Genomic DNA, 25,401 nt, shown 5'->3' with positions numbered 1-25,401 from the left:
GGCGAGGGGATGGAGCTCTATACCTACTATCGTTCCACGGCGTCTTATCGGGTGCGTATCGCCCTGGCGCTCAAGGGCCTGGACTTTACCGCGCTGCCGGTCAACCTGCTGGTGCCCAAGGGCGGCGCCCACCGCCAGCCCGAGTACCTGGCGATCAACCCCCAGGGCCGTGTCCCGGCGTTGCGTACCGACGAGGGCGAACTGTTGATCCAGTCGCTGGCGATCATCGAATACCTGGACGAACGTTATCCACAGGTACCGCTGCTCGCCAAGGACCTGGCGGCCCGCGCCCATCAGCGTGCAGTGGCGTCGATCATCGGTTGTGACATCCACCCGCTGCACAACTCCAGCACTCAGAACCTGCTGCGTCAGTGGGGGCATGACGAGGCGCAATTGCTGGAGTGGATCGGGCACTGGATCAGCCAGGGCCTGGGCGCCGTGGAGCAATTGATCGGTGACCAGGGCTATTGCTTCGGTGACCAGCCAGGGCTGGCGGATGCGTTTCTGATCCCGCAGTTGTATGCGGCAGAGCGCTTCAAGGTGGCGCTGGAGGGTTACCCGCGAATCCAGCGTGTCGCGGCATTGGCGGCCAAACACCCCGCCTTCATCCAGGCCCACCCCTCCAACCAACCTGACACACCTGACACCCCCTAGATCCATGTGGGAGCTGACTTGCCAGCTCCCACAAGTGATACCCCATAAAAATAAAAAGGTCCTTGCGATGCACAATCAGATTGCCAGCTTTCGCGCGGCACTCGACGCCCGTCCGGTGTCGCGCTACCAGTGGTTGATTCTCCTGTTGTTAGCGTTGTTGCTGGTCACCGATGGTTACGACGCCCAGGTGTTGGGTTACGTGGTCCCGGCCCTGGCCCAGGACTGGGGCCTGGAAAAGGCCGCCTTCGGCCCGGTGTTCAGTGCCAACCTGCTGGGGCTGACCTTGGGCTCCCTGGCTGTGACGCCCCTGGCCGACCGTTTCGGCGTGCGCCGCATCCTGCTCGCCTGCGTACTGATCTACGCCAGCCTCACGGTGCTGATGGTATTCGCCAACTCCCTGAATACCCTGATGGCCGCGCGCTTTATCTGCGGCATTGGCATGGGCGGCGCGATGCCCAGCGCCATGGCCTTGATGTCGGAATATTCGCCACCGCGTATGCGCACGTTGATGGTGACGCTGGCGGCCTGCGGGTTCTCGTTCGGCGGGGCAGCAGGCGGTTTTGTCGCGGCGGGGTTTATCGACAGCTTTGGCTGGCAGGCGGTGTTCCTTGCCGGTGGCGTGACGCCGTTGCTGCTGTTTCCCTTTCTGGTATGGCTGCTGCCTGAATCCTTGCCGCGTTTGTTGCGCGATGCACCGCCCTATACGCGCCTGCAGAAAGTCACGGCGCGCATGCTGCCCGGTTGGCAGGCACCGGCGGCCAGCGAAGAACAGAATCGCCAGGAGCAGGGCAGCAAGCTGACTGTCGTGGAGTTGTTTCGCAATGGCTATGCACGGCCGACGCTGCTGATCTGGTCGACCTTTTTTGTCAGCCTGATCCTGCTGTATTTCATGATCAGTTGGTTGCCGTCACTGCTGCTGGAAAGTGGCATGGCCTTGAACAAAGCCAACCTAGTGACCTCGATGTTCCTGTTCGCCGGCACCCTGGGCGCGATTGGCATGGCCTGGTTTGCCGACCGCCTGAAAAGCAAAGTACGCCTGCTTTCCGGTGTATTGGCGGCAGCGGCGGTGTGCACGATTCTGCTGGGGCTCAACCATGACAACCCGCGTTACCTGGTGGCGTTTGTGTTTGCGGCGGGCTTTTGCATCATCGGCGGCCAGTTGACCCTCAATGCATTTGCCAGCAACTTCTACCCGGCCCATGTACGTGCCACGGGCACCGGCTGGGCACTGGGTGTCGGGCGGTTTGGTTCGATCCTGGGGCCGTTGTTTGGCAGCATGCTGCTGGCGATGCACGTGCCGGTGCAGCAGATTTTCTTCTTCTGCGCGATTCCGGCGGTGATCGCCGCGTTGTTGATCATTCAGGTGCGCTCGCCCGAGGCCAAGGCGCCGGTTGAGATCCTTCAGCACCCGCTTGAATCCTGAGGGGCAACCCCCTTACTTGTGGGAGCTGTCGAGCCCCAGCGAGGCTGCGATGGGGGCGGCGCGGTTCAAGGTCTCCGTCAATGCACCACCGCCCCAGGCGGCAAATGCCCCAGCCGCTCCGTCAGGCGCAGCCGCTGCACCGGGTCTTCACTGAGCAACAGCGCATGCTCAAGATCGAAGCGCTCGGCATTCGGGCAATCCAGGTGCTTGTACAGACTGGCCCGCGCCAGATAGTCGGCGGCGCTGGCGTCGCCCAGCTCCAGCACGCGCTCGGCGTCGATCAGCGCCGCGAGGTGATGGTCATTGGTCAGGTGCAGTTGCCGCAGGTTGCGCGACAGCCGCTGCAGGATCAGTCGCGGCTCGGCGCTGCGCAGGTGTTCGGCTTGCAGCTTGAGATTGGGGCCGTACTGGCGTTGCAGCAGTTCGCGGCAGTCGTTGGGGTACAGCCGCCGCCCGCCGCAGGGGTCGAGCAAATGATCGGCACCGCTTACCCGCAGCAGGAAGTGCCCCGGAAAATTGACCCCCACCATAGGGATCTCCAGGCGCCGCGCCAACTCCAGGGCGATCAGGCCCAGGGCCAGGGGTTGTCCACGGCGGCGCTGCAACACCTTGTCCAACAGGGCGGCGGCGGGGCGCAAGGGGGTGAAGTCATCCTGGGCGAACCCCAGGTCATTCATTATCCGCAGCAACGGCTGGCCCAGTTCATCGGCCGGCAGCAGCGGCATGCCGAGGCTGACTTGCTGTTGCAGCACCGTGAAGTCAGCCAGGATCGCCTGCGAGTCCACGGCAGGGTCGTGCTCGGCAGCGATCCATAACGCGGCCTCAAACAGCGCCGGAGGCGAGCGGTGCAGGCATTCGAAAAAGGCTTGGCGGGGATTCATTGCATTCTCCGTCGGATGTCCCGTTTTAGCCTTGCCAAGAACTTTCGTCCAGCTTCTTGAGAACCGGCCTACCTGGATATGTCGCAAAGCCTGTAATTACGGGCTGCTTATTCCTGCACGCTCCGGCAACCTTTTCCCGGCAGCCTATACTTGGCGACTACAAGAAGTGATTCGGGAGCTTGACGATGTTTGCTCTCATGCACAGCACCCGCCTTGAATCCCTGCACCTGAGCGTTGACCCGGTGACCGGGTTGAAGGCGGTCATTGCCATCCACAGCAGTCGCTTGGGGCCGGCCCTGGGTGGCTGTCGCTACCTGGCCTACCCCGACGATGAAAGCGCCGTGGCCGATGCCGCGCGCCTGGCCCAAGGCATGAGTTACAAGGCCGCGCTGGCCGGTCTGCCGGTGGGCGGTGGCAACGCGGTGATCATCCGCCCGGCCCATGTGGAAAGCCGCGCCGCGCTGTTCGAGGCTTTCGGCCGGTGTATTGAGCAGCTCGATGGCCGCTATATCACCGCCATCGACAGCGGCACCTCTGTGGCCGACATGGACTGCATCGCCCAGCACACGCGCTTTGTCACCAGCACCACCGCCGCCGGCGACCCGTCACCCCATGCGGCCATGGGCGTATTCGCCGGCATCCGCACCGCCGCCATGGCCCGCCTGGGCAGCGACAACCTGGAAGGCCTGCGTGTGGCAATCCAGGGCCTGGGCAACGTCGGCTACGCCCTGGCCGAACAACTGCACGCCGCTGGCGCCGAATTGCTGGTGAGCGATATCGACCCTGGCAAAGTGCAACTGGCCATGGAGCAACTGGGCGCCCACCCGATTGCCAACGAAGCCTTGCTCAGCACCCCGTGCGACATTCTCGCGCCGTGCGGCCTGGGCGCCGTCCTCAACCGCCAGAGCGTCGCCCAACTGCGTTGCGCCGCCGTGGCCGGCTCCGCCAGCGCGCAACTGACCCACCTGCAAGTGGCCGACCAATTGGAGGCGCGTGGCATCCTCTACGCACCGGACTACGTGATCAACTCCGGCGGCCTGATCTATGTCGCCCTCAAGCACAACGGCGCGGACCTGGCGACCATCACCGCGCACCTGTCCAACATCGGCACCCGCCTGACCGAAATCTTCGGCCACGCCCAGGCCGAAAAACGCTCACCTGCGCGGGTGGCCGATGAACTGGCCGAGCGCCTGCTGTACGCCGAGCCCTTATTAAAAAGGCCCTGAATCAACGATTCAGGGCCTGTTCAATTCGGGCTTTATTCCGCCGCCGGGTTCAGCAACTCGGACAACGCATCCGGCTGGCTCTTGAACGCCTTGGCAAACACATCGCGATTCTTCGCCATGTAGATCCCGGCTTCTTCCACCTGCTGCTCGCTCAGGGACGGCACGGCTTTTTGCAACACTTCTGCGAGCAACTCAGCGAGTTCAAGCATCTTGTCATGACGGTCAGCTTCGGCTTTATCCATGAACAAACGCTCCAGATCTCGGCTGCTGCGGTATACCACTTCGACGGCCATTCACCACCTCACATGCCTTCACGATAGTTGTCTATTGCGACTACTGTATTTATATACAGCTAAAAGGATAAGCCAATCCATGGGGTTTGGGTAGCAGCTTTTTAATGTAGTTGGGAAATGGGGGTTTGCTACAACGGAAATTTCTGACAACTTGCCGGGGTTGCGCTGGATTTGTCCGGTGGCTTACCTTCCTCGGGCGCTGCGTATGCAGCGAGTGGGCTTGGCGGCCCGGTAGAAGATAGCGCAACGACCCCCCAACAAGATTGCTGGCGTTTTAACGCCTGCTTTCCTATGTCATGGCGGGTTGCGCAGGGACCCTTCGGGGTGCTGGGTTTCTTCTTACCGGTCCGCCAACCTTGTGCAATCCGTCACCCAATCTGCTTGGCGGCAGACGGCGGTGGATCTCCATTCGATCAAGAAGAGATACGCCATGAAAAAGAACTCCCCCAACCCCCCAGACAACTCACGCAATGACGCTCGGCTGCAAGCGGCTGCCAATCGGGCCATTGATCACTACTTGCGGTCTGAATCGCTTCAACCTGCTCCGGAGCCCCCCGCGACGCTTTTCAGCGTAACGCCTCGGGCTGATACGCAAACCTTACTGGTCAACGCCAGCGAAACCTTGAATAGCGCCCGTGAAATGGCAAGCACACTGGCTTTTGATCTTGATGGCTCACAGCGCAGCTTGCTGTTGGCAATTCACCAGTTGGTGGAGATGGGTGGTTTACTGGTTGACCGCGCGCTAGAGCAGGTGGCATAGGCCGATCCCAATACACAGGAGCTGGCAAGCCAGCTCCTACAAAATCGGCATAGGCTTTGAATTTTTATCGAGACTTCTTTTCCCTCAGATATCCCCGCAGATACCCAAGAGCCCTCCGCCAGTTATGACCACTGGTTTCGTTCCGAGGTGAACGCTGCCCTTGATGATCCAAGCCGTGGCGTCCCTCATGATCACGTCATGGCAGAAATGCGGGCGCTGATTGACGCCAAGGTCGCAAGACATTCAATTGATTGAAGTGCCTCATATCAACCCGCCATCATCTCACTCTGCAATCCCTGGCCTTTTTTCTGCATGCCTAACTATCGTCACGCCGAACGGGCATTATCCGATCAGCCGTGAGGCACGACGCAGGTATTGGCCGGGTTGGTTATTTTTTAAACAGTGGTGGTGAGCAATGACAGAAATGAAGTGGGCCGACAAAGTGCGCAAAAGCCTGCACGCGAATGCAGATTCCCTGGGCAACCTGGCAGTGGAGGCGTTTCACTATCTGGCGCTTTTTGGTATCGGTGCAATCACCGCCTATGCGGCAATAATGACCTTTATCGACATGTTGCAAAAAGGCGGCATCAGCGTTGATGACATCCTGTTGCTGTTTATCTACCTGGAGCTGGGCGCCATGGTGGGGATCTACTTCAAGACCAACCACATGCCGATCCGCTTCCTGCTCTACGTGGCGATCACGGCGTTGACCCGCCTGCTGATCGGCGACGTGTCCCACCACAATGCCCCGGACCTGGGCATCATTTACTTGTGTGGCGGGATTCTGTTGTTGGCGTTCGCCATCCTGGTGGTGCGTTTTGCTTCGTCGCGCTACCCATCGGTCAAGGAAAAGTCCGAATCCTGAGTCAGAGCCCGGCCGCGATGGGCGGCCGGTTGCTCGGCGGGCGCTGCAGCAGTTTGTGACTGTCGCCGTCGGTCATCACTGCCAAAATCTCCATGGCGCTGTGCCCTTGTTCAATGGCAATGCCGAATTGCACACTTTGCACCAGGCGTTTGAGCCGTTGCGGGTCGTTGCGCTGTTCGGCGCTGATCATGCGTTTGGCGACCACGCCGCTGTCATCGGAGAGGGTCAGCATGATGCTGCCGTCCAGGCGCTGGATGCTCAGGTTGACCCGGTATTGGGGGGCGAACGTGTCGGTGATCAGTTGAAAAGGATTGTCCATGGTGCGTTACCGCCTGAGAAGAACATGCACTGATTGACGACCGGTATGGCGATTGGTTCGTGTTGCCTGACCACCGGTCGCAAGCTCCGTTTTCCTTCAGTGGGTGTACAGCAAGGGGCGTGCCGTACAGCTATCTTTCTGACGACGAACTGCCCCTGTGGGAGCGGGCTTGCCCGCGATTGCGGTGGATCAGCCAACCATTCAGTGACTGATGCAGCGCTATCGCGGGCAAGCCCGCTCCCGCAGGTTGATCTGTGCAGTGAGCTGTTTCAGGGCACCAGCGAGAAAATGACCGCCGACAGCGCAATCAGCCCCACCAACACCACAAACACATTCGACACCTGGCCCGAATACTGGCGCAGCGATGGCACGCGGCGGATTGCGTACATCGGCATCAGGAACAGCAAGCACGCGATGATCGGCCCGCCGAGGGTTTCGATCATGCCCAGGATGCTTGGGTTGAACGTGGCCACGGCCCAGCAACTGAGGATCATGAACACCGCGGTGCAGCGTTCCAGCCAGCGCGCCGACAAGGTGCGGTTGCGCCCGCGCAGGGTTTTGACGATCAGGCCCTGGAAGCCTTCGCTGGCGCCGATGTAGTGGCCGAGGAAGGATTTGGTGATGGCCACCAGCGCGATCAACGGCGCCGCGTAGGCGATGACCGGGGTCTGGAAGTGGTTGGCCAGGTAGGACAGGATCGAAATGTTCTGCGCCTTGGCGGCGGCAAGATCAGCCGGTGACAGCGCCAGTACGCAACTGAAGCAGAAGAACATCACCGTCAGCACCATCATGCCGTGGGCCGTGGCCAGGATGCCGCTGCTCTTGCGTTCGGCTTGGGCGCCGTACACGCGTTTCTGGTCCACCGCAAAGGCCGAGATGATCGGCGAATGGTTAAACGAAAACACCATCACCGGAATCGCCAGCCACAGGGTCTTGAAGAACACCGGCAGGGGCATGCCCTCGCTGGCGGAGGCGAAGAACGCGCCGTTCCAGTTGGGGATCAGGCTTACGGCCAACAGCAGCAAGGCGGCGACGAACGGGTAGACCAGCACGCTCATGGCCTTGACGATCACGCCCTGGCCGCATCGCACAATGGCCATCAGGCCGAGGATCAGCACCAGGGACAGGATCGCCCGTGGCGGCGCAGTCATGTGCAGTTGGTGTTCCATGAAACTGCCGAGGGTGTTGGTCAGCGCGACGCTGTACACCAGCAGGATCGGGAAGATGGCGAAGAAGTACAGCAGGGTGATCAGCTTGCCGGCGCCGACGCCGAAATGTTCTTCCACCACGTCAGTGATGTCGCCGGATTTGCCCGACAGCACAAAGCGCGTCAGCCCACGGTGGGCGAAGAAGGTCATGGGGAAGGCCAGCAGCGCCAGTACGATCAGCGGCCAGAAGCCGCCGACCCCGGCGTTGATCGGTAGAAACAGAGTGCCAGCACCGATGGCGGTACCGTAGAGGCCCAGCATCCAGGTGGTGTCGTGCTTGCTCCAGCCGGTCGTTACGGTTTGCGTGACAGCAGCGGGATTTTCGGCAGCAGGTGTACGTACATCGGTCATCGTTATTGCCTCATTATTATTTTTGCGCGGGCTCACGTAGGGGGCAGGTAGCAGTGCTCCTCAGCACTCCACCCAGCTGACCGCCAGGCCGCCCCGTGAAGTTTCTTTATATTTGTCATGCATATCGGCGCCGGTATCGCGCATGGTGCGGATCACCCGGTCGAGGGAAATGAAGTGTTTGCCGTCGCCACGCAGGGCCATTTGTGTGGCGTTGATGGCTTTGACGGCGGCGATGGCGTTGCGCTCGATGCAGGGCACCTGGACCAGGCCGCCGACGGGGTCGCAGGTCAGGCCGAGGTTGTGCTCCAGGCCGATTTCGGCGGCGTTTTCCAGTTGCTCGGGGGTGGCGCCGAGAATATCCGCCAGGCCCGCAGCGGCCATGGCGCAGGCCGAACCGACTTCGCCCTGGCAGCCGACTTCAGCGCCGGAGATCGAGGCGTTTTTCTTGCACAGGATGCCGACGGCGGCTGCGGCCAGGAAGAAGTTGACTACATCATCGTCGGACGCATCAGCATTGAACTTCATGTAGTAGTGCAGCACTGCCGGAATGATCCCGGCCGCGCCGTTGGTCGGTGCGGTGACCATGCGCCCACCGGCGGCGTTTTCTTCGTTGACGGCGAGGGCGAACAGGTTGACCCACTCCATGGCCGACAAGGTCGAGGTGATCACATTCGGTTTGCCGATTTCCAGCAGGCTGCGGTGCAGTTTTGCGGCGCGGCGCGGCACATCCAGGCCGCCGGGCAAGATGCCTTCATCACGCAGGCCTTGCTCGACGCACTCGCGCATTACCGACCAGATGTGCAGCAGGCCACTACGGATTTCTTCATCGCTACGCCAGGCGCGTTCGTTGGCCATCATCAATTCAGAAACCCGCAGGCCATGCTTGTTGCACAGGGCCAGCAGTTCTACGGCGCTGGAAAAGTCGTAGGGCAGCTCTACATCGCTGGTGGGAGCAATACCCGACTCGGCCTCGGCCGCCTCGATGATGAAACCACCGCCCACCGAGTAGTAGGTCTGTTCGCTCAACAGGCCGTTTGCCCCGTAGGCATGCAGGGACATGGCGTTGGGGTGGTAGGGCAGGCTTTCCTCCAGCAGCAGGAGATCGTGCTGCCAGCTGAAGGCAATTTCTTTTTGGCCTGCGAGCATCAACCTGGAGGATTCGCGCAACTGCTGGATACGCGGCCCGATCGAGGTGGGGTCAACCCGATCTGGCCATTCGCCCATCAACCCCATCACGCACGCGCGATCGGTGGCGTGGCCCACGCCGGTGGCAGACAGCGAGCCGTACAGGCGCACTTCCACGCGTTGGGTGTGCTCCAGCAATTGTTGGTCGGTGAGGGACTGGGCGAAGGTTGCCGCAGCCCGCATAGGGCCCACGGTATGGGAGCTGGATGGGCCGATGCCCACCTTGAATAGATCAAAAACGCTGATAGCCATGCTAAAGCCTTACAAGCTATGGAGTAGGAAATCGCTGCCATGTTTTGTAGGACAAGCGGAAGAGGCGCGATACTGAGCCTCTAGATCGGCACTGACCAACGAATTATCCTAAGACACCCTTTAGCAGGACTAAACTCTATGGCTCGCCCCCTGCATGCCCAGACCTATGTCTGGTTGCACGTATTTGCCTGCGCTGCACGGCATTTATCCTTTACCCGTTGCGCCGAAGAACTGCACATCACCCCTGGGGCGGTCAGCCAGCAGATTCGCCAACTGGAGGAGCGTCTGGGCTTTCGCCTGTTCCATCGCCGGGCGCGTGGCGTGGAGTTGAGTGCCGAAGGGCAGCGGCTGGCGACCACGGTAAGCGAGGCCTACGGCAGCATTGATGCCGAGTTGCAGCGCCTGGATGCGGGGATGATCAGCGGCACCCTGCGGCTGCGCTCGATTCCGTCCTTTCTGGGCAAATGGTTGACGCCGCGTTTGCCGCGTTTGCAGCAGCGTTTCCCGGATATCCAGTTACGGTTGGTGGCCGAGGACAGCAGCATTGCCTTGCACGAAGGCGACTTTGACCTGGCCATCGACCTCAACGACGGCAGTTATCCCGGTTTGTTATCCACAGCCTTGCTCGACGAGCAGATATTTCCGGTGTGCGCGCCAAGCCTGTTGCGCGGGCGGCCGCCGTTGCACGGTCCGGCCGACCTGGCCCACTTCCCGCTGTTGCACGACATCACTGCCTGGCGTGGGAGTTATGAATACGCCGAGTGGGAGTTTTACCTGAATGCGATCGGCTATCCCGACGCCGACGTGCGACGTGGGCACACCTTTAACCGCAACCACCTGACCATCGAGGCGGCGATTGCCGGCATGGGCGTGGCGATTGCCCGGCGCACCTTGCTCAATGACGAATTGGAGCGCGGCACCCTGATCGTGCCATTCGGCCTTGCGGTACCGAATCACAAGCGCTACGTGCTGCTGTATGCGCCAGGCGCACTGAACCATCCCGGCGTACGTGCGGTGCATGACTGGCTGGTGGAAGAGGCGGGGATTTTTCGCGGATTGCACCCCTTGGGAGAGGGTCAATTGTGAGGAATTACGCAGGTAGGTGGGGATACCCAACTCCCGACGATAACAGCGCTTTGAGCGGCTGTCAGGCTTAATTTGTAATGTAGGATTTATCTTTGCATAGGGGTTGAATTGTTCCTTCAGGTGCTCAATTGTGTAGTTAAGAGGTCATGGTTTCACCGCATCGGTGTTGCAGTTGTGATCTCTGGCGAGCTAGCTGAAATAAGGGAAACACTATGCAAATCCAAGTCAACAGCGACAACCATATTGAAAGCAGCATCCGACTGGAGGAGTGGGTACGTACTACCATTGAGAGCACGCTCGAACGTTATGAAGAAGACCTGACCCGCGTCGAGGTCTACCTGCGGGATGAGAACGGCGACAAGCCGGGCCCCCATGATTTGAGTTGCCGCCTGGAAGCGCGGCCAAAGGGCCATCAACCGATTTCGGTCATCCATAAAGCCGACACCCTGGAACAAGCGATCGACGGGGCGGCCACCAAGCTGGATAACGCGCTGGAGCATCTGTTCGGCAGACTGCAAGGCAAGCCGCGTGCAGAGAAACGCACGCCCAACAACCAAGTCGATGAAGCCGGGCTTGAAGAGGAATTCCTGGAAAACGAACAGGCTGCGCTTAACAGCTGATTGCTGACTGTTTTTCAACCCCATAAAAAACGGGCCTGCAGATGCAGGCCCGTTTTTTTGTGGCTGATAGGTATCAAATGTCGGAGCTGGCCAGCAGTGTATTCAGGATCTTTGCCGGCCCGTCAGAACGCGACTGAGGTCTGCACATACACGGTGCGCGGTTCTCCCACGTATTTGCCTTTGTTGTTATCGTCAAACGAACGGGTGAAGTACTGGGTGTTGAATATGTTTTTCACCCCCACCGCCACATTCAGATCCGACAACTGCGGGCCGAAGTCGTATGCCGCGCGGCTGCTGAACAGCATGTAGCCGGGGATGCGCCCATTGCTGCCATCCACGCGTTCGGCCTGGGTGTTGGCGTTATCGGCGAATTGGCTGCTCTGGTAGGTGCTGTCCAGGTTCAACTTCCATTGGCCTTCGGTGTAGCCCACGCCCAGGGTGCCTTTGTGCTTGGACGAGAAGGGCACGCGGTTGCCTTTGTTCGGGCCGTCTTCGCGGATGGTTGCATCGACATAGGCGTAGCTGGCGTACACATCAAAGCCAGCCAGCGCCGGGCTCAAGCCGTCGAGGGCGTAATTGACGCTGGACTCGATACCCTGGTGCCGCGTTTCGCCCCGGGCGATCACCGAGTCGTTGGTCTGGTTGCTTTCGTACTGGTTGTCGAAGTTGATCAGGAACGCGCCGATTTCTGCGCGCAGCGCGCCATTGTCGTAGCGCGTGCCGACTTCCCAGGTGCGGGCCTTTTCTGGCTTGACCGCACCGCTGCTCACACGGTTGGGCATCTGGCTGTACTGCACGCTGCCAAAGGAACCTTCGGTGTTGGCATACAGGTTCCAGTCGTCAGTCAGGTGATACAGCACGTTCAACGCCGGCAGGGCGGTGTTGTAGTCACCCTTGTATTTGACGTCGGTCAGGTTGTTGGTCTGCTGGGACTTGATCATCTCGTAGCGAATGCCCGGGGTCACGGTCCATTTGCCGATATCGATTCGGTCGTCGATAAAGAACGCGTTGGCTTCGGTGCCACCCCGGGTGTCGCGGTCGTTGCGGCTGTCGGTGTTGGGCAGTTGCTGGTTGGCGCTGATCGGCGTGCGGTAGCGCAATTCATGCCCGGCCTCGTTGATGTAGCGGTAGCCCACGCCCACCTCGTGGCTGCTCGGGCCGAGGTCGAAGCCTTGGGCCAGGCGGGTTTCCAGGCCGCGTACCCAATATTCGCGCGGCGACAGCGAAAGGAAGCTGCCCTGGTCCAGATAACCGCTGCGCAAGGTCTTGGTAAAGAAGCTGTTGACGGTGAATTCCCGGCGATCTTCCTGGTAGCGATAGCCTACGTTGAACATCGTACGGCGGCCCCAGAACTTGTCGTAGGGCCGGGTGGATTGATACGGGTCGGCCTTGTAGGCCGCCGTGCTCAAGCCACCGGGCATATCGGCCTGACCCTCGTAGTACTGGGCCATGGCATTGAAGCTGTTGGCTTCGTCCAGCTGGTAGTGGCCCTTGAGGATCAGGTCGTCGATTTGGGTGTCGCTGTGTTCACGCCAGTCACCGCCGCGGGTGCCGGAATACAGCAGCGCGCCGCCCAGGCCATTGTCGGCGGTGCCGCCGGCCAGCAGGTTGCCGGTGGTCTTGAAGCCATCGTGGCTGGAAGACGGGCTGGTCTCGGTCTGCAGGCCGCCCTTGACCATCGGTGCATCGGGAATTGCCCGGGTCACGAAGTTGACCACGCCGCCGACGTTCTGCGGCCCGTAGCGTACCGCGCCACCGCCGCGCACCACGTCCACGGCATCCATGTTGCCCATGCTGATGGGCGCGAACGACAGCTGCGGCTGGCCATACGGCGCGAAAGGCACCGGAATGCCGTCCATCAATACCGTCGAGCGCGACGCCAGGCGCGGGTTGAGCCCGCGAATGCCGAAGTTCAACGCCATGTCGTGGCTGCCGGTGCCGTTGTTTTCCGGCGCGTTGACCCCGGGAATACGGTTGAGCACGTCACGGGCCTGGGTTGCGCCCTGGCGCTCGAATTCTTCACGACGGATCACATCGCGGGCGCCGGGGTGTTCGAACACATTGATCTGCGCCGCATCGCCGAGCCAGTCGCCCACCACATTGGAGGTGCCCAGCTCCAGCGGGGCCGGCGCGTTCAGGGGTTGCAGGCTATAGGCATTGTCACCTTCGGCGCGGGCTTGCAGGCCGGTGCCCTTGAGCAATGCGTTCAAACCTTGCTCGGTGGTGTAGTTGCCCTGCAGGCCCTGGCTTTGCGCGCCGGCAGTCACTTCGGAGCCAAACGAAATCAGCACGCCAGCCTCACGCCCAAATTGATTCAATGCCGCTTCCAGAGACGCCGGGGCGATGTGATAAGGCTTGGCCTCGGCCGCCAGGGCGTAAGGCAGGGCGCTGAAACTGAGGCTGGCGCCCAGCAGCAAGTGGCGCAGCGTACGGGCGAGTGGCGTCAGGCGAGTCGGTTGCTGGGGCATGAAGAACGTTCCTCAGAGGTGGGAAACAGGGTGGCTTTCCCTCTCTGTCACGCGAGGTACGGAAAACGGCTCACGGGTGTCGAAAATAATTCAGGCGCGGGCTTCGACGCTGACCCAATAGCGGGTAAACCGCCGCACTTTGACTGGCAGGCTGATTTGCAGCAGGTCGAGGATGCGCTCGCTGTCGTCCAGCGGGTAGCTGCCGGAGATCAGCAGGTTGGCCACCTGCGGATCACACTGCAATTGGCCGCGGCGATAACGGCTCAGCTCCTCGAGGAAATCTGCCAGGCGCATGTGCGATGCCACCAGCATGCCGTCGGCCCAGGCACCCGTGTTGGCATCGGTGAGGCGCGGGGTATCCCAACCTTTGCGGGTGAGGTTGACCTGGTGGGATTTTTCCAGGGGCAGGGGCAGGCCGCTGTAGGACCTGGGTGCAATCTCCACCTGGCCATCCAGCACCGCGATCTGGGTGTGATCGTTGAACTGACGCACATTCACCTGTGCCGCCTGGGTGCTGACGACGCCCTGGCCGGTGATGATCTGCAACGGGGTGCTGGTGCGCAGCAATATCTCGCCTTCGAGCAGGCGGATCAGGCGCTGTGGGCCATCGAATTGCACATCCACCGCACTGGCAGTATTGAGTTGCAGCTGGCTGCCGTCGGCCAGTTGTACCTTGCGGCGCTGGCCGAGGGGGCTGCGATAGTCGGCGGTCAACGGCGGGATCAAGTGCTGCTGGCGCAAGCCCCACGTAGCCGCCGAGCCGACGCCGAGGATCAGCAGCAGTTTCAGGGCCTGGCGCCGGCTGCTGGATTGCGGTGCGTTCAACGCCGCATGGGCCAGGGGCGAGGGCATGCCGCGCAGGCGTTGGTTGACCCGCTGAATATGCTCCCACGCCCGTTGATGCTCGCTGTGGGCCTCCAGCCAGTGTTGCCATTTGGCCTGTTGGCGCGGGTTGAGCGGGCCTTGCTGCATTTGCATCAGCCATTGCACCGCCTGTTCGGCGACCTGGGTCGAGAAGTGTGTGGTGGGGTTCATAGGGCGAAATAGCAGCGCATGGCCGCTTTGTTCAGATGACGTTTGACGGTGGCGATGGAAATCCCCAGTTCGGCAGCGATTTGCGCGTAGGTCAGGCCATCGAGCTGGGCCAGCAGGAAGGCGCGTTTGACCAGTACGGGCAAACCGTCGAGCAACTGGTCCAGCTCCATCAGGGTTTGCAGGATGATCGCCCGCTCTTCTTCTGATGGCGCAGCAAGTTCAGGCATTTGCACCAGGGCGTCGAGGTAGGCGCGCTCCAGGTCCTGGCGGCGGTAGTGGTTGAACAGCACGCGCTTGGCGATGGTGGTGAGGAAGGCGCGGGGCTCGATCAGCGTCGGGGTTTCGCGGGCGCTCAACACCCGGATAAACGTGTCCTGGGCCAGGTCGGCGGCGCTGTGCGGGCAGCCGAGCTTGCGTCGCAACCAGCCGGTCAGCCAGTGGTGATGGTCGTGATACAGGACTTCGACGGTATTGGACGGCCGCAACGCGAACACTCCGGCAGCATCTGCATGCTTTAGATAACGAGAATTGTTCGCATTGTAGAGTAGCCAGGCGGCATTCGGCAATCAGCACGGGACCGATAGCCGTTTTAAAGCCGACACAAAACCCTGTGGGTATTCGCTTCATCCGTTCTCTTTTGCTTATAAGAATAATTATCATTAAACTCCCGCCCCTGATAACCAGGTTCCACTGGCATGAAAAGCAAAGCATCACTTCCTGTTTCCTATCGTCTCGGCGTGACGTCGCGGGTGCTGGCGGCTGTGGTCGGTGGCTATGTGCTGGCGTCCCTGGCCAGCGTGTGCCTGACCTTGTGGCTGCCAATCTCCCGCGCCGATGCGGTGGTCAGCGGCATGCTCAGTTCCTTTGTGTTCTACCTGCTGGCGGTGATCTGGTGTTTTGCCTGCCGCAGTGCCGCCCGCGCCTGGTTTGGCGTGCTGGTGCCCTGCGCGATACTGGCCACCCTGGCAGGCCTGGCCTATTGGATGGCGCGCCCATGAAAGAGGGTTTCCGTCAGGCCATGGCCTGGTTGCACACCTGGGCCGGGTTGATTTTCGGCTGGTTGCTGTTCGCGATTTTCCTCACCGGCACCCTGGCTTACTTCAAGGGCGAAATCACCCACTGGATGCAGCCGGAAGTGCCCGCCCATGCGGTGGACGATGCACGCAGTGTGGCCGTGGCGCAAAGCTATCTGGAACAGCACGCCCCCACGGCGGCGCGTTGGTTTATCGGCCTGCCCAACAGCCGCGACCCCGGTTTGTCGGTGATGTGGCAAGACAAGGTCGACCCTGGCCGGCGCGGCAACTTCATTGAAAAAATGCTCGACCCGGTCTCCGGCGAGCAACTCCAGGCCCGGGAAACCATGGGCGGCGAGTTCTTCTACCGGTTCCACTTCCAGTTGCAGATGCCTCACCCGTGGGGTCGCTGGTTGTCGACCATTGCGGCGATGGTGATGTTCGTCGCGCTGATCACCGGGATCATCACCCACAAGAAAATCTTCAAGGACTTCTTCACCTTCCGCCCGCGCAAGGGCCAGCGCTCCTGGCTCGATGGGCACAACGCGGTGGGCGTGCTGGTGTTGCCGTTCCACCTGATGATCACCTACAGCAGCCTGGTGATTTTCATGACCATGGTCATGCCCGCCAGCATCCTTGCGTCCTATGACGGCGACACCCGCGCCTTCTTCAATGAATTGTTCCCTTCCACCAACAACGCACCGGCCCTCGGCCAGCCGGGCAAGCTGCTGCCCTTGGCGCCGCTGGTAGAACAGACACGGGCGCAGTGGGACGGTGGGCACGTGGGGCGGCTGGCGGTGAACAACCCCGGCGATGTGAATGCCGCAGTCAATGTCTCCCGCGCCGGTTCTGACCGGGTGGTGCATGATTTCGGCAGCACCGTGTCCTTTAATGGCTCCACCGGCGAACTGCTGCGGGTGAGTGCCGAACAGTCGCTGCCGAAGGCGATCAGCGGCAGCTTCTATGGCCTGCACATGGGGCACTTCGCCGGCCCGCTGCTGCGCTGGTTGTACTTTATCTGCGGCCTGGCGGGCACGGCGATGATTGGCACCGGCCTGGTGATCTGGCTGGGCAAGCGTCAGCTCAAGCATGTAAAGACCGGGGTGATGCCGTTTGAGTTGCGCCTGGTGGAAGTGCTGAACATTGCCAGCATGTCCGGGCTGGTCATCGCCATTGCCGCGTTTTTCTGGGCCAATCGCCTGCTGCCTGTGAGCTTCGCCGAACGCTCGCACTGGGAAGTGCAGAGCTTCTTTATCGCCTGGGGCCTGACCCTGCTCCATGCCATGTTGCGCCGTGGCCGCCGTGCCTGGATCGAGCAATTGGGCCTGGGCGCCGTGCTGTTTATGGCGGTGCCGCTGCTCAATGCGCTGACCACCTCCGAGCACCTGGGCGTGTCAGTGGCCAAGGGTGATTGGGCCATGGCCGGCTTTGACCTGACCTGCCTGGGCAGCGGCCTGTTCCTGGCCTGGGCTGCCTGGAAAATGCAGCACCGCAGCGCCGCCCAGCCCCGGGCCGAGCGCGCCCGCCCACTGACCCTCAAAAGCGAGGTGCACTGATGTTGCTGGCCTTGTTGCTGTGCTATGCGGGCTTTGTTGCACTGTGCCTGTCCCTGGACCGTCACCATGGCGAGTTGCTGCACAGCAAGCCTTCGCCACGACGGCGCCTGGGGTTGCGCGTGGGCGGTTGGTTGTTGCTGGGGCTGTCGATCTGGCCGGCGGTACACATGGCCGGCTGGAGCCGGGGCCTGGTGGACTGGTGCGCGGTGCTGATGCTCAGCGGGCTGTTGCTGGTGCTGCTGTTGCCGTATCGGCCAAGGCTGGCCCTGGTTCTCGCGGGCGTCGGCCTGCTGGTCAGCCCCGTTGCGGCTTTCGCGACCCTCTGAGCGCCTTTTGATGATCGCCACGCCGCCCGAGTCCCAGGATCAGCCCCACGCAGAAGCGTCGGGCGGGCGCGCACATTTCCTGCAGGTATTTTTGTCCCAGCGTTCACAGATGGAGGCGTTGGTCAGTCGCCGCGTAGGCTGCCGGGCGACGGCAGCGGACCTGGTACAGGACCTGTTTCTGCGTTTCTGGCGCCGGCCCCTGGTGCAGGTCGAAGAACTCAGCACCTACCTGCTGCGCTGCGCCGGCAATATCGCCATCGACCACCTGCGCAGCGAAAACGCGCGGGTGCGCGGCACTGAAGGCTGGATGCCGGAGCAGCACGACCATCACAGCTCCGAGCCCCAGGCCGCGCTGGAAGCGGGCAACGATCTGCGCCATGTCGAAGCGGCGCTGCGCAGCTTGCCGGAGCGTACGCGGCAGATCTTTTTGCTCAACCGCATCCACGGGCGCAAATACGCAGAAATCGCCAAGGCCATGGGCCTGTCCCAAAGTGCCGTGGAAAAACATATGATGCGCGCCCTCGAGGCCTGCAAAGCCAGCCTTCGGCAAGCCCATCCGCCACGCTCGCCAGGGAAAGCACCGTGAACGTCACCCCGACACCCGCCCAGGAACAGGCCGCCCTGGCCTGGCTCAGCCTGCTGCACGATGCGCCGAGCAGTGGCGACCAGGCTACCTTCAGCCACTGGTTGCGTGCCGACCCGGCCCATGTCGAGGCGTATGCCCAGGCCCAGGTGCTGTGGGAACTGAGCGAAGTCCCGGCGAGTACTCTGGCTGACGAAGACGCGTTGGCCTTGCAGCGTTACCTCAAGGCCATGGACGGTGCGAAAGGCTCCCGCATGCGCCGCTGGTCTGCAGCGCTGGCAGTGGCGGCGTGCCTGGTGCTGATGGTGTCGCTGGGCGCGGGGTGGCAGCCGCAGCGCTGGGTCGATGACCTGGGCGCCGATTACGTCAGTGCGCCGGGTGAAGTCAAAACCGTGACCCTGGCTGATCAAAGCCAAGTCACCCTGGATGCCGACAGCGCGATTGCCGTGGATTTCAGTCACGGTGAGCGGCATATCCAATTGCGTCGCGGTGCCGGTTTCTTCAGCGTGGCCCACACCGGGCAAGCCTTTGTGGTGCACGCCGACAGCGGCGAAGTGCGGGTGCTGGGCACCCAATTTGAAGTGCGCCTGCAACCGGCGGGCGCCCAGGTGACGGTGCTGTCGGGGCGGGTAGGGGTTACGCCGTCGGCCCAGGGTCCTCAGCAAATACTGACGGCCGGCCAGCAAGTGGCCTACGCCGAGGGTGTGGCTGATGAGCGGCATGCGGTGGACAGTGAATCGCGCCTGGGCTGGCGCGATGGCTGGCTCAACTACTACAAGACCCCGCTGGCCGATGTGGTCAAGGACCTGGGCCGTTACTACCCCGGCCGCATCCTGCTGTTCAATGACGAACTCGGCGCCCGCCGGGTCAGCGGCAGCTTTCCGAGCAAAGACCCCGAGGCGGTGCTCAAGGCATTGCAAGCGGTGCTGGGCTTTGAGCAGCACAGTGTGTTGGGGCGGTTGATCGTGGTCCGCTAAAAACCAGCCCCACAGGAATCGTGAACGCCTGAAGAGAAAGTTGATAATTATTCTTATTTGCATTTATGATATGTTATTACATTCATGCAAAGGAGCCACCCTATGAAAGTCCTGTCCTCCCTCAAAGAAGCCAAGAACCGTCATCGCGACTGCCAGATCGTCAAGCGCCGGGGGCGGATCTATGTGATCTGCAAATCCAACCCACGCTTCAAGGCCCGGCAGGGCGGGGCGAAAAACAAGAATAAAGGCTGATGTTGAAATTATTTTCAATTTCACCTGAGGTAAAACCCCACGCCATCCGTGTAGTGCTTGAAACTGCGATCAATTCGCATTAACAGCGTTTTCTACACGGGTTCTCAAGCATGAAGTCCAGGGCAAAATCGGCGGTAGGCGGTTCGGTTAAACAGTGGCTGGGAGCCTCCCTTCTGGCCGCTTCAGGCCTGGCATTACAACCCCTGAGCCTGGCGCAAGCGGCGCAGGAGCAGAGCGCAGTCTTCAGCTTTGCGCTGCCGGCCAAGCCGTTGCCCCAGGCCCTGAGCGATTTCAGCCGGGTGACCGGCATCAGCGTGGTCTACACCGACGAAGCCCCCTACACCCTCAACGCCCCGGCCGTCAGTGGGCCGATGAGTGCCGCCCAGGCTCTGCAGCGCCTGCTGGGCAACTCCGGCTTGACCTTCCGCCAGATCGACGCCCGCACCCTGGCCCTGGAACCGCTGCCTAGCGAAGGCGCGGTCAACCTCGGCGCCACCACCATCAGCGGTGTCAACCAGCAGCAAACCACCAGCTACCAGCCACCGCCCACCAGCTCGGTGATGCGCTCCCAGGGCTTGCTGCTGGAAACCCCGCAAACCGTGAACATGGTGCCGGCCCAGGTGATGCGCGACCAGGTGCCGCGCAACCTCGATGATGCCTTGGCCAACATCAGCGGCATCACCCAGACCAACACCTTGGGCAGCACCCAGGATGCGGTGATGCTGCGTGGCTTTGGCGACAACCGCAATGGCTCGGTCATGCGCGACGGCATGCCCGTGGTGCAAGGCCGGGCGCTGAACGAAACCGCCGAGCGCGTCGAAGTGCTCAAGGGCCCGGCGTCGTTGCTATATGGCATCCAGGACCCGGGCGGGGTGATCAACATTGTCAGCAAGAAACCCGAACTGACCCAATCCACCGCCTTGACCGTGCGTGGCTCGACCTATGGCAGCGGCAAGAACGGCAGCGGCGGCAACCTCGACACCACCGGCCCGTTGGGCGACAGCGGCCTGGCTTACCGCTTGATCGTCGACCATCAGGATGAGGACTACTGGCGCAACTTCGGCACCTATCGCGAAAGCCTGATCGCGCCGTCCCTGGCCTGGTACGGCGACACGACCCAGGTGCTGCTGGCCTACGAGCACCGCGAATTTCTCTCACCGTTCGACCGTGGCACGGCCATCGACCCCAAGACCAATCACCCGCTGGACATCCCCGCCACGCGCCGCCTGGATGAGCCCTTCAATAATATGGAAGGCCGCTCGGACCTGTATCGCGTCCAAGTCGACCACGACCTGAACGACGACTGGACGGCCCACTTCGGCTACAGCTGGAACCGCGAAACCTACGACGCCAGCCAGGTGCGCGTGACTAAGGTCAATGCCAATGGCACTTTGACGCGCAACATGGACGGCACCCAGGGCGCGCTGACCACCGACCGCTTCACTACTGTGAGCCTTGAAGGCAAGGTGGACTTGGCCGGCATGCGCCATGACCTGGTATTCGGCCTGGATGACGAGTACCGCAAAATCTACCGCGCTGACCTGATCCGCCAGGCCAGCCGCAGCGTGTTCAACTACAACGACCCGGTGTACGGCCGCGAAGTGGCGGGCACCAACGTCAGCGCGCCGGACAGCAACCAGACCGACCTGCTGCGCAGCGATTCGGTGTTTTTCCAGGACGCCATTCACCTCACCGACCAGTGGATCCTGGTCGGCGGTGCGCGCTTCCAGGCATACGACCAATACGCCGGCAAGGGCCGCCCGTTCACGGCCAACACCAACAGCAACGGCCAGAAGTGGGTACCTCGTGCCGGCCTGGTGTATCGCTACACCGATGAGCTGTCGTTCTATGGCAGCTACACCGAATCGTTCAAACCCAACTCCACCATTGCGCCGCTGGACAACAAGATGGTGATCGACGGTAGCATCGCCCCGGAACAGTCCAAATCCTGGGAGCTGGGGGCCAAGCTCGATATGCCGGGGCGTATTACCGCTAACGTGGCCTTGTTTGATATCCAAAAACGCAACGTGCTGGTGTCGATCACCGAGGGCGCGACCTCGATCTACAGCGTCGCCGGCAAGGTGCGCTCCCGTGGCCTGGAAATGGACCTGAGTGGGCAGTTGACCGACCAGTGGAGCCTGATCGGCAGCTATGCCTACACCGATGCCGAGGTCACCGAAGACCTGACCTACAAAGGCAAGGGCCTGCAGAACGTGGCGAAAAACTCCGGCTCTGTTTCAGCCGTGTACGACTTCGGCACTATCGTCGGCGGCGACCAACTGCGCGTCGGTGCCGGTGCGCGTTATGTGGGCGAGCGGGCTGGCGATGCCCTCAACAGCTTCGACCTGCCGGGCTACACCGTGGCCGATGCGTTTGCCACCTATGACACCAAGGTCGACGGGCAGAAGGTCAAGTTCCAGCTCAATGTGAAGAACCTGTTTGACCGTACCTACTACACCTCGGCCGTCAGCCGCTTGTTTGTGTCCATGGGCGATGCGCGCCAGGTATCGTTGTCCAGTACGCTGGAGTTCTGACCGTCGGCGATGACGCTGGCGGCCTGAGCTGCTAGCGTTGCGCTCTTTGATGATTGCCGGGACGGTTTGATGCAGTTGGGACGATGGATACACACCAGCGCCATGCTGGTGGGCGTGAGCCTGTTATTGGGTGGCTGTGCCACGCCTTCGAAAACCGGCGAACAGGCGCTGGACCAATTGTTGGCTGATCCTGCCTTGGCGGGTGCCAGTGTTTCGCTGATGGTGCGTGATGCTCGCAGCGGCAACACGCTGTACCAGCACAACCCACGCACGCGGCTGGTGCCGGCCTCCAGCCTGAAACTGCTGACCACTGCGGCGGCCATGGATGTACTGGGCCCGCAGTATCGGTTTTCTACGCAGTTGTTGAGCAATGGCAGCCAACAGGGCACGCGCCTGCTGGGCAACCTGTACCTGCGGGGGCTGGGTGACCCGACGATCCAGTGGGCGGATTACCAGGCGCTGGCGGCGAGCCTCGCCGCCCAGGGCATCCGTCAGGTCCAGGGCGATATGGTGTTCGATGACAGCTGGTTCGACGCCGAGCGCCTGGGTGTGGATTGGGCCCATGACGACGAAGACAAGTATTACGGCGCGCAGATTTCCGCGCTGACCGTGTCACCCAATGCTGATTTTGATGCGGGCACCTTGATCGTCACGGCCAAGGCGCCCACAACGGTCGGCCAGTTGGTGAATGTCACCCTGAGTCCGCCCACCGATTATGTACAGCTCAGCAACCTGGCCGTCAGCGGCCCGGGCAATAGCTATGGGCTCAATCGCCAGCATGGCAGCAACCTGCTGCGCCTGAGCGGCGCGTTACCGCCGGGCAAGCAAAGCCGCCAATGGGTCAGCGTGTGGGAGCCGACGCAACTGGTGGCCAATCTGTTTGCCCAGGCCTTGGCGGAGCAGGGGATCAGCGTGCAGGGGCGGCGGGTGGTCGGTGGTGTGAGTCCGGCGACCGCCACTGTCCTGGCAACACACCAGTCGGCACCGTTGCAGGAGCTGATCAGGCCCTTGCTCAAACTGTCCAATAACAGCATGGCCGAAGCGCTGCTCAAGGCCATGGGGCGCCAGCAGGCGAATGCCGGCACGGCGGCGGCCGGGGTTGCGGCGGTCGCCGACTTTATCAAGCGCCAGGGCCTGGATCCGGCGACATTAAGCCAGGTGGATGGCTCGGGTTTGTCGCGACGTAATCTGGTGTCGGCGCAGAACTTCACCGACCTGTTGCTGGCCATTAACAAGCAGCCGTGGTTCAACGCCTGGTACGACGCACTGCCCATCGCCGGCAACCCGGACCGGCTGGACGGAGGCAGCCTGCGTTACCGCCTGCGCGGGACAGCGGCGCAAAACAACCTGCAGGCCAAGACGGGGTCGATGGGTGGGGTGTCTTCGTTGACGGGCTACATCACCGATGCGGGTGGGCGGCGGTTGGTGTTTTCGATGCTGACCAACAACTATGTGGTGCAGGGGAGCCGGATCAAGGCGCTGGAAGATCGACTGGCCGTGGTCCTGGCACAAAGCCTCGATTGAAACCCGCACGCATTGGTTTTGTGTAAGGCCTCTAGGGCTGGAACGCCTGCCGGTATTCCCCCGGTGTCGCTCCCATTGCCTGGCGAAACCGGTTGGTAAAGTGGCTGGCGCTGGAAAACCCACACGCCAGGGCAATTTCCCCCAGCGGCAGTGAGCCGCTGCGCAACAGGGCCTGGGCCCGGGACAGGCGGCGGGCCAGTACATATTGATGGGGCGGCAGGCCAAAGCTTGTGCGAAACATCCGCGCGAAGTGGTATTCCGACAAGGCGCACAGCCCCGCCAGTTGCCCAAGGCTGATCGGCTCGGCCAGTTGCTGGTCGATGTACTCCACCAACTGCCGGCGCTGGTGCGCCGCCAGGCCGCCCTTGAGTCGCAACCCCTCACGCAGGCCGACCTGGCTGAGCAGGGTGTGGTTGAGCATTTCAAAGGCCAGGCTGCTGGTCAGCAAGCGTTCTGCCGGTTCCTGCCAATTGAGGCGGATCAGTTGATGAAAACGTCGCGCTTGCTGTTCGTCTTCCAGAAAGGTGCTTTCGCGCAGTTGCAAGGCGCGGGGTTCACGGTCCAGCAGGGTGACGCAACCCAGGGCAAATTGCTCGGGGCTGAAGTACACATGGGCCAGGCGGATTTCACCATTGATCACCCAGGCCGACTGATGCTCGGCGGGCAGGATGCACAGCTTGTCGGGGCCGCCCTTGGTACCGGGCTGGTTGCGCCGGAAAGTGCCGGTGCCGCCGGCCACATAGCAAGACAAGGTGTGATGGCTGGGCGCCTGGTAATCCTGGGCATCGTGGTGGTTGCTCCACAAAGCTGCAGACAAGCCGTCCCCAAGCTCGGCAGACAGCTCCAGGCGAGCGTTGGGCGAGCTGTTCAGGGCTTTGAAGACTTGCAGGTTTTCCAGTACAGACATGGGGTTCTCTCCGACGCCTTGCATCCTACTCCCGGCGGCTGGCGCTGTGATCCCTCGGCCCGACAAAAGCGCAAGAATCTGCAAGTGCCCAGCAGCAAGGCGGGGTGAAACTGTGGCTCAACCACCGGAGTGCGCCATGAACCTATCCCTGTATTTACTGACCGTGCTGATCTGGGGCACCACCTGGATTGCCCTCAAGTGGCAATTGGGCGTGGTGGAAATTCCGGTCTCGATCGTCTACCGCTTCGGCCTGGCGGCACTGGTGCTGTTTGGGCTGCTGTTGCTCAGCCGCAAATTGCAGGTGATGAACCGTCGGGGTCACCTGATCTGTCTGGCCCAGGGCTTGTGCCTGTTTTGTGTGAACTTCATGTGCTTCCTCACGGCCAGCCAGTGGATCCCCAGCGGCCTGGTGGCCGTGGTGTTCTCCACCGCGACACTGTGGAATGCGTTGAATGCGCGGGTGTTCTTCGGCCAGAAAGTTGCGCGCAATGTACTGCTGGGCGGCGGCCTTGGGTTGTTGGGGCTGGGGCTGCTGTTCTGGCCGGAACTGGTCGGGCATACCGCCAGCCCCGAAACACTGTTGGGCCTGGGCCTGGCGCTGCTGGGCACCCTGTGTTTCTCGGCAGGCAATATGCTGTCGAGCCTGCAACAGAAAGCCGGGCTCAGGCCGTTGACCACCAACGCCTGGGGCATGGCCTATGGCGCGTCGATGCTGGCGCTGTACTGCGTGGTCCAGGGCATTCCGTTTGAGATGGAGTGGAACACCCGCTATATCGGTTCGCTGCTGTACCTGGTGATCCCCGGTTCGGTGATTGGCTTTACCGCGTACCTGACCCTGGTCGGCCGCATGGGCCCGGAGCGGGCGGCGTATTGCACGGTGCTGTTCCCGGTGGTGGCATTGAACGTCTCGGCGCTGTTCGAAGGCTACCAATGGAGCGCCACGGCGCTGGCCGGGTTGGTATTGGTGATGCTGGGGAATGTGCTGGTGTTTCGTAAGCCCAGGGCGGTTGCGCCTGTGAGCCCGCTTTTGCAACCGAAGCAAACCTAATGTGCAAGAAGATCTAATGTGGGAGCTGGCAGGCCAGCTCCCACAGTGTGATCCG

General features: G+C 61.7%; 26 protein-coding genes. 17 read left to right on the top strand and 9 right to left on the bottom strand.

Features of this window, described 5'->3' with window-relative positions; translation table 11 throughout:
* Positions 1-9 precede the first annotated feature (9 nt).
* Both maiA and HBR94_RS11920 read left to right on the top strand, forming a co-directional pair.
* Positions 10-654, top strand: coding sequence for a maleylacetoacetate isomerase (gene maiA, locus HBR94_RS11925; protein ID WP_169990151.1), 645 nt, complete (start codon positions 10-12; stop codon positions 652-654).
* Positions 655-721: 67 nt separating this feature from the next.
* Positions 722-2,077, top strand: coding sequence for an aromatic acid/H+ symport family MFS transporter (locus HBR94_RS11920; RefSeq protein ID WP_057437836.1), 1,356 nt, complete (start codon positions 722-724; stop codon positions 2,075-2,077).
* A gap of 77 nt (positions 2,078-2,154) precedes the next feature.
* Here the strand turns inward: HBR94_RS11920 and HBR94_RS11915 are convergent, their stop codons facing one another.
* Positions 2,155-2,958, bottom strand: coding sequence for a tetratricopeptide repeat protein (locus HBR94_RS11915; protein ID WP_170044847.1), 804 nt, complete (start codon positions 2,956-2,958; stop codon positions 2,155-2,157).
* A gap of 185 nt (positions 2,959-3,143) precedes the next feature.
* Here HBR94_RS11915 and HBR94_RS11910 point away from each other — a divergent pair, with 185 nt between their 5' ends.
* On the top strand, positions 3,144-4,184 hold the full coding sequence (locus HBR94_RS11910; RefSeq protein ID WP_057958339.1) for a Glu/Leu/Phe/Val dehydrogenase dimerization domain-containing protein: 1,041 nt from the start codon (positions 3,144-3,146) through the stop codon (positions 4,182-4,184).
* A 32-nt stretch (positions 4,185-4,216) separates the two neighbouring features.
* Here HBR94_RS11910 and HBR94_RS11905 read toward each other — a convergent pair whose 3' ends face one another.
* Positions 4,217-4,477, bottom strand: a complete 261-nt coding sequence (locus HBR94_RS11905) for a YebG family protein (RefSeq protein ID WP_003188807.1) — start codon at positions 4,475-4,477, stop codon at positions 4,217-4,219.
* A gap of 430 nt (positions 4,478-4,907) precedes the next feature.
* Between HBR94_RS11905 and HBR94_RS11900 the strand changes: the two genes are divergently transcribed.
* The 3 genes from HBR94_RS11900 (at position 4,908) to HBR94_RS11895 (ending at position 6,102) form a co-directional block, all read left to right on the top strand.
* Complete coding sequence (locus HBR94_RS11900) at positions 4,908-5,237, top strand: DUF6124 family protein (RefSeq protein ID WP_164844828.1); 330 nt, start codon at positions 4,908-4,910, stop codon at positions 5,235-5,237.
* 66 nt (positions 5,238-5,303) lie between these two features.
* Positions 5,304-5,492, top strand: coding sequence for an antitoxin (locus HBR94_RS28655; RefSeq protein ID WP_346342840.1), 189 nt, complete (start codon positions 5,304-5,306; stop codon positions 5,490-5,492).
* Positions 5,493-5,652: 160 nt separating this feature from the next.
* A complete protein-coding gene (locus HBR94_RS11895) occupies positions 5,653-6,102 on the top strand; it encodes a phosphate-starvation-inducible PsiE family protein (RefSeq protein ID WP_032857668.1) in 450 nt (149 codons plus the stop codon).
* Between the two features lies 1 nt (position 6,103).
* Here HBR94_RS11895 and HBR94_RS11890 read toward each other — a convergent pair whose 3' ends face one another.
* From HBR94_RS11890 to HBR94_RS11880, 3 genes are all read right to left on the bottom strand, one after another.
* Positions 6,104-6,421 (bottom strand): DUF3509 domain-containing protein, encoded by a 318-nt coding sequence (locus HBR94_RS11890; protein ID WP_057444533.1) that lies wholly within the window; start codon positions 6,419-6,421, stop codon positions 6,104-6,106.
* Between the two features lie 269 nt (positions 6,422-6,690).
* Positions 6,691-7,980, bottom strand: a complete 1,290-nt coding sequence (locus tag HBR94_RS11885; protein ID WP_057437841.1) for a serine/threonine transporter — start codon at positions 7,978-7,980, stop codon at positions 6,691-6,693.
* A gap of 60 nt (positions 7,981-8,040) precedes the next feature.
* Positions 8,041-9,417: an L-serine ammonia-lyase gene (locus tag HBR94_RS11880; protein WP_170044846.1), complete on the bottom strand. Its 1,377-nt coding sequence runs from the start codon at positions 9,415-9,417 to the stop codon at positions 8,041-8,043.
* A 138-nt stretch (positions 9,418-9,555) separates the two neighbouring features.
* Between HBR94_RS11880 and HBR94_RS11875 the strand changes: the two genes are divergently transcribed.
* Together HBR94_RS11875 and HBR94_RS11870 are read left to right on the top strand one after the other, a co-directional pair.
* Positions 9,556-10,503: a LysR substrate-binding domain-containing protein gene (locus HBR94_RS11875; protein ID WP_057437845.1), complete on the top strand. Its 948-nt coding sequence runs from the start codon at positions 9,556-9,558 to the stop codon at positions 10,501-10,503.
* Between the two features lie 212 nt (positions 10,504-10,715).
* Positions 10,716-11,123 (top strand): HPF/RaiA family ribosome-associated protein, encoded by a 408-nt coding sequence (locus HBR94_RS11870; protein ID WP_057437847.1) that lies wholly within the window; start codon positions 10,716-10,718, stop codon positions 11,121-11,123.
* Between the two features lie 122 nt (positions 11,124-11,245).
* Here HBR94_RS11870 and fecA read toward each other — a convergent pair whose 3' ends face one another.
* From fecA to HBR94_RS11855, 3 genes are all read right to left on the bottom strand, one after another.
* A complete protein-coding gene (fecA, locus tag HBR94_RS11865) occupies positions 11,246-13,591 on the bottom strand; it encodes a TonB-dependent Fe(3+) dicitrate receptor FecA (RefSeq protein WP_170044845.1) in 2,346 nt (781 codons plus the stop codon).
* A 90-nt stretch (positions 13,592-13,681) separates the two neighbouring features.
* On the bottom strand, positions 13,682-14,626 hold the full coding sequence (locus tag HBR94_RS11860) for a FecR family protein (protein ID WP_115127454.1): 945 nt from the start codon (positions 14,624-14,626) through the stop codon (positions 13,682-13,684).
* Positions 14,623-15,111, bottom strand: a complete 489-nt coding sequence (locus tag HBR94_RS11855; protein ID WP_170044844.1) for a sigma-70 family RNA polymerase sigma factor — start codon at positions 15,109-15,111, stop codon at positions 14,623-14,625. Before HBR94_RS11855 ends, HBR94_RS11860 begins: the two co-directional genes overlap by 4 nt.
* Positions 15,112-15,321: 210 nt before the next feature.
* Between HBR94_RS11855 and HBR94_RS11850 the strand changes: the two genes are divergently transcribed.
* The 8 genes from HBR94_RS11850 (at position 15,322) to dacB (ending at position 23,391) form a co-directional block, all read left to right on the top strand.
* Positions 15,322-15,624 carry a DUF3649 domain-containing protein gene (locus HBR94_RS11850; RefSeq protein WP_057437853.1) on the top strand — a complete coding sequence of 101 codons (303 nt, stop codon included), beginning with the start codon at positions 15,322-15,324 and terminating at the stop codon, positions 15,622-15,624.
* Positions 15,621-17,195, top strand: coding sequence for a PepSY-associated TM helix domain-containing protein (locus HBR94_RS11845; RefSeq protein ID WP_170044843.1), 1,575 nt, complete (start codon positions 15,621-15,623; stop codon positions 17,193-17,195). The genes HBR94_RS11850 and HBR94_RS11845 overlap by 4 nt, the downstream gene beginning before the upstream one ends.
* Positions 17,195-17,521 (top strand): DUF3325 domain-containing protein, encoded by a 327-nt coding sequence (locus HBR94_RS11840; RefSeq protein WP_057437857.1) that lies wholly within the window; start codon positions 17,195-17,197, stop codon positions 17,519-17,521. Before HBR94_RS11845 ends, HBR94_RS11840 begins: the two co-directional genes overlap by 1 nt.
* Positions 17,522-17,528: 7 nt before the next feature.
* Positions 17,529-18,107: an RNA polymerase sigma factor gene (locus HBR94_RS11835; protein ID WP_115127456.1), complete on the top strand. Its 579-nt coding sequence runs from the start codon at positions 17,529-17,531 to the stop codon at positions 18,105-18,107.
* Positions 18,104-19,081: a FecR family protein gene (locus HBR94_RS11830; protein ID WP_057958349.1), complete on the top strand. Its 978-nt coding sequence runs from the start codon at positions 18,104-18,106 to the stop codon at positions 19,079-19,081. Before HBR94_RS11835 ends, HBR94_RS11830 begins: the two co-directional genes overlap by 4 nt.
* Before the next feature lie 102 nt (positions 19,082-19,183).
* Positions 19,184-19,333, top strand: coding sequence for a type B 50S ribosomal protein L36 (gene ykgO, locus HBR94_RS11825; RefSeq protein WP_020297337.1), 150 nt, complete (start codon positions 19,184-19,186; stop codon positions 19,331-19,333).
* 110 nt (positions 19,334-19,443) lie between these two features.
* Complete coding sequence (locus HBR94_RS11820; RefSeq protein WP_170044842.1) at positions 19,444-21,867, top strand: TonB-dependent receptor; 2,424 nt, start codon at positions 19,444-19,446, stop codon at positions 21,865-21,867.
* Between the two features lie 69 nt (positions 21,868-21,936).
* Complete coding sequence (dacB, locus tag HBR94_RS11815; protein WP_170044841.1) at positions 21,937-23,391, top strand: D-alanyl-D-alanine carboxypeptidase/D-alanyl-D-alanine-endopeptidase; 1,455 nt, start codon at positions 21,937-21,939, stop codon at positions 23,389-23,391.
* Positions 23,392-23,422: 31 nt separating this feature from the next.
* Here the strand turns inward: dacB and HBR94_RS11810 are convergent, their stop codons facing one another.
* The gene (locus tag HBR94_RS11810) at positions 23,423-24,298 is read right to left on the bottom strand and encodes an AraC family transcriptional regulator (protein WP_169960559.1); all 876 of its coding nucleotides are present in this window, start codon (positions 24,296-24,298) and stop codon (positions 23,423-23,425) included.
* A 136-nt stretch (positions 24,299-24,434) separates the two neighbouring features.
* Between HBR94_RS11810 and HBR94_RS11805 the strand changes: the two genes are divergently transcribed.
* Positions 24,435-25,346, top strand: a complete 912-nt coding sequence (locus HBR94_RS11805; RefSeq protein ID WP_170044840.1) for a DMT family transporter — start codon at positions 24,435-24,437, stop codon at positions 25,344-25,346.
* Positions 25,347-25,401 lie beyond the last annotated feature (55 nt).

The organism is Pseudomonas sp. WS 5412, assembly GCF_012985615.1.
In the GTDB taxonomy this organism is placed as follows: Bacteria; Pseudomonadota; Gammaproteobacteria; order Pseudomonadales; family Pseudomonadaceae; genus Aquipseudomonas; species Aquipseudomonas shahriarae.
This window is presented reverse-complemented; position numbering and strand designations above follow the sequence as displayed.

Bases quoted from the DNA above. Each gene is read 5' to 3' on its own strand.
- HBR94_RS11895 (WP_032857668.1), top strand. From the start codon at position 5,653: ATGACAGAAATGAAGTGGGCCGACAAAGTGCGCAAAAGCCTGCACGCG.
- HBR94_RS11810 (WP_169960559.1), bottom strand. From the start codon at position 24,298: ATGTCTGTACTGGAAAACCTGCAAGTCTTCAAAGCCCTGAACAGCTCG.
- HBR94_RS11920 (WP_057437836.1), top strand. From the start codon at position 722: ATGCACAATCAGATTGCCAGCTTTCGCGCGGCACTCGACGCCCGTCCG.
- ykgO (WP_020297337.1), top strand. From the start codon at position 19,184: ATGAAAGTCCTGTCCTCCCTCAAAGAAGCCAAGAACCGTCATCGCGAC.
- HBR94_RS11905 (WP_003188807.1), bottom strand. From the start codon at position 4,477: ATGGCCGTCGAAGTGGTATACCGCAGCAGCCGAGATCTGGAGCGTTTG.
- HBR94_RS11885 (WP_057437841.1), bottom strand. From the start codon at position 7,980: ATGACCGATGTACGTACACCTGCTGCCGAAAATCCCGCTGCTGTCACG.
- HBR94_RS11805 (WP_170044840.1), top strand. From the start codon at position 24,435: ATGAACCTATCCCTGTATTTACTGACCGTGCTGATCTGGGGCACCACC.
- HBR94_RS11915 (WP_170044847.1), bottom strand. From the start codon at position 2,958: ATGAATCCCCGCCAAGCCTTTTTCGAATGCCTGCACCGCTCGCCTCCG.
- HBR94_RS11870 (WP_057437847.1), top strand. From the start codon at position 10,716: ATGCAAATCCAAGTCAACAGCGACAACCATATTGAAAGCAGCATCCGA.
- HBR94_RS11890 (WP_057444533.1), bottom strand. From the start codon at position 6,421: ATGGACAATCCTTTTCAACTGATCACCGACACGTTCGCCCCCCAATAC.
- HBR94_RS11910 (WP_057958339.1), top strand. From the start codon at position 3,144: ATGTTTGCTCTCATGCACAGCACCCGCCTTGAATCCCTGCACCTGAGC.
- HBR94_RS11850 (WP_057437853.1), top strand. From the start codon at position 15,322: ATGAAAAGCAAAGCATCACTTCCTGTTTCCTATCGTCTCGGCGTGACG.
- HBR94_RS11860 (WP_115127454.1), bottom strand. From the start codon at position 14,626: ATGAACCCCACCACACACTTCTCGACCCAGGTCGCCGAACAGGCGGTG.
- HBR94_RS11845 (WP_170044843.1), top strand. From the start codon at position 15,621: ATGAAAGAGGGTTTCCGTCAGGCCATGGCCTGGTTGCACACCTGGGCC.
- HBR94_RS11875 (WP_057437845.1), top strand. From the start codon at position 9,556: ATGGCTCGCCCCCTGCATGCCCAGACCTATGTCTGGTTGCACGTATTT.
- HBR94_RS11820 (WP_170044842.1), top strand. From the start codon at position 19,444: ATGAAGTCCAGGGCAAAATCGGCGGTAGGCGGTTCGGTTAAACAGTGG.
- HBR94_RS11900 (WP_164844828.1), top strand. From the start codon at position 4,908: ATGAAAAAGAACTCCCCCAACCCCCCAGACAACTCACGCAATGACGCT.
- fecA (WP_170044845.1), bottom strand. From the start codon at position 13,591: ATGCCCCAGCAACCGACTCGCCTGACGCCACTCGCCCGTACGCTGCGC.
- dacB (WP_170044841.1), top strand. From the start codon at position 21,937: ATGCAGTTGGGACGATGGATACACACCAGCGCCATGCTGGTGGGCGTG.
- maiA (WP_169990151.1), top strand. From the start codon at position 10: ATGGAGCTCTATACCTACTATCGTTCCACGGCGTCTTATCGGGTGCGT.
- HBR94_RS11840 (WP_057437857.1), top strand. From the start codon at position 17,195: ATGTTGCTGGCCTTGTTGCTGTGCTATGCGGGCTTTGTTGCACTGTGC.
- HBR94_RS11880 (WP_170044846.1), bottom strand. From the start codon at position 9,417: ATGGCTATCAGCGTTTTTGATCTATTCAAGGTGGGCATCGGCCCATCC.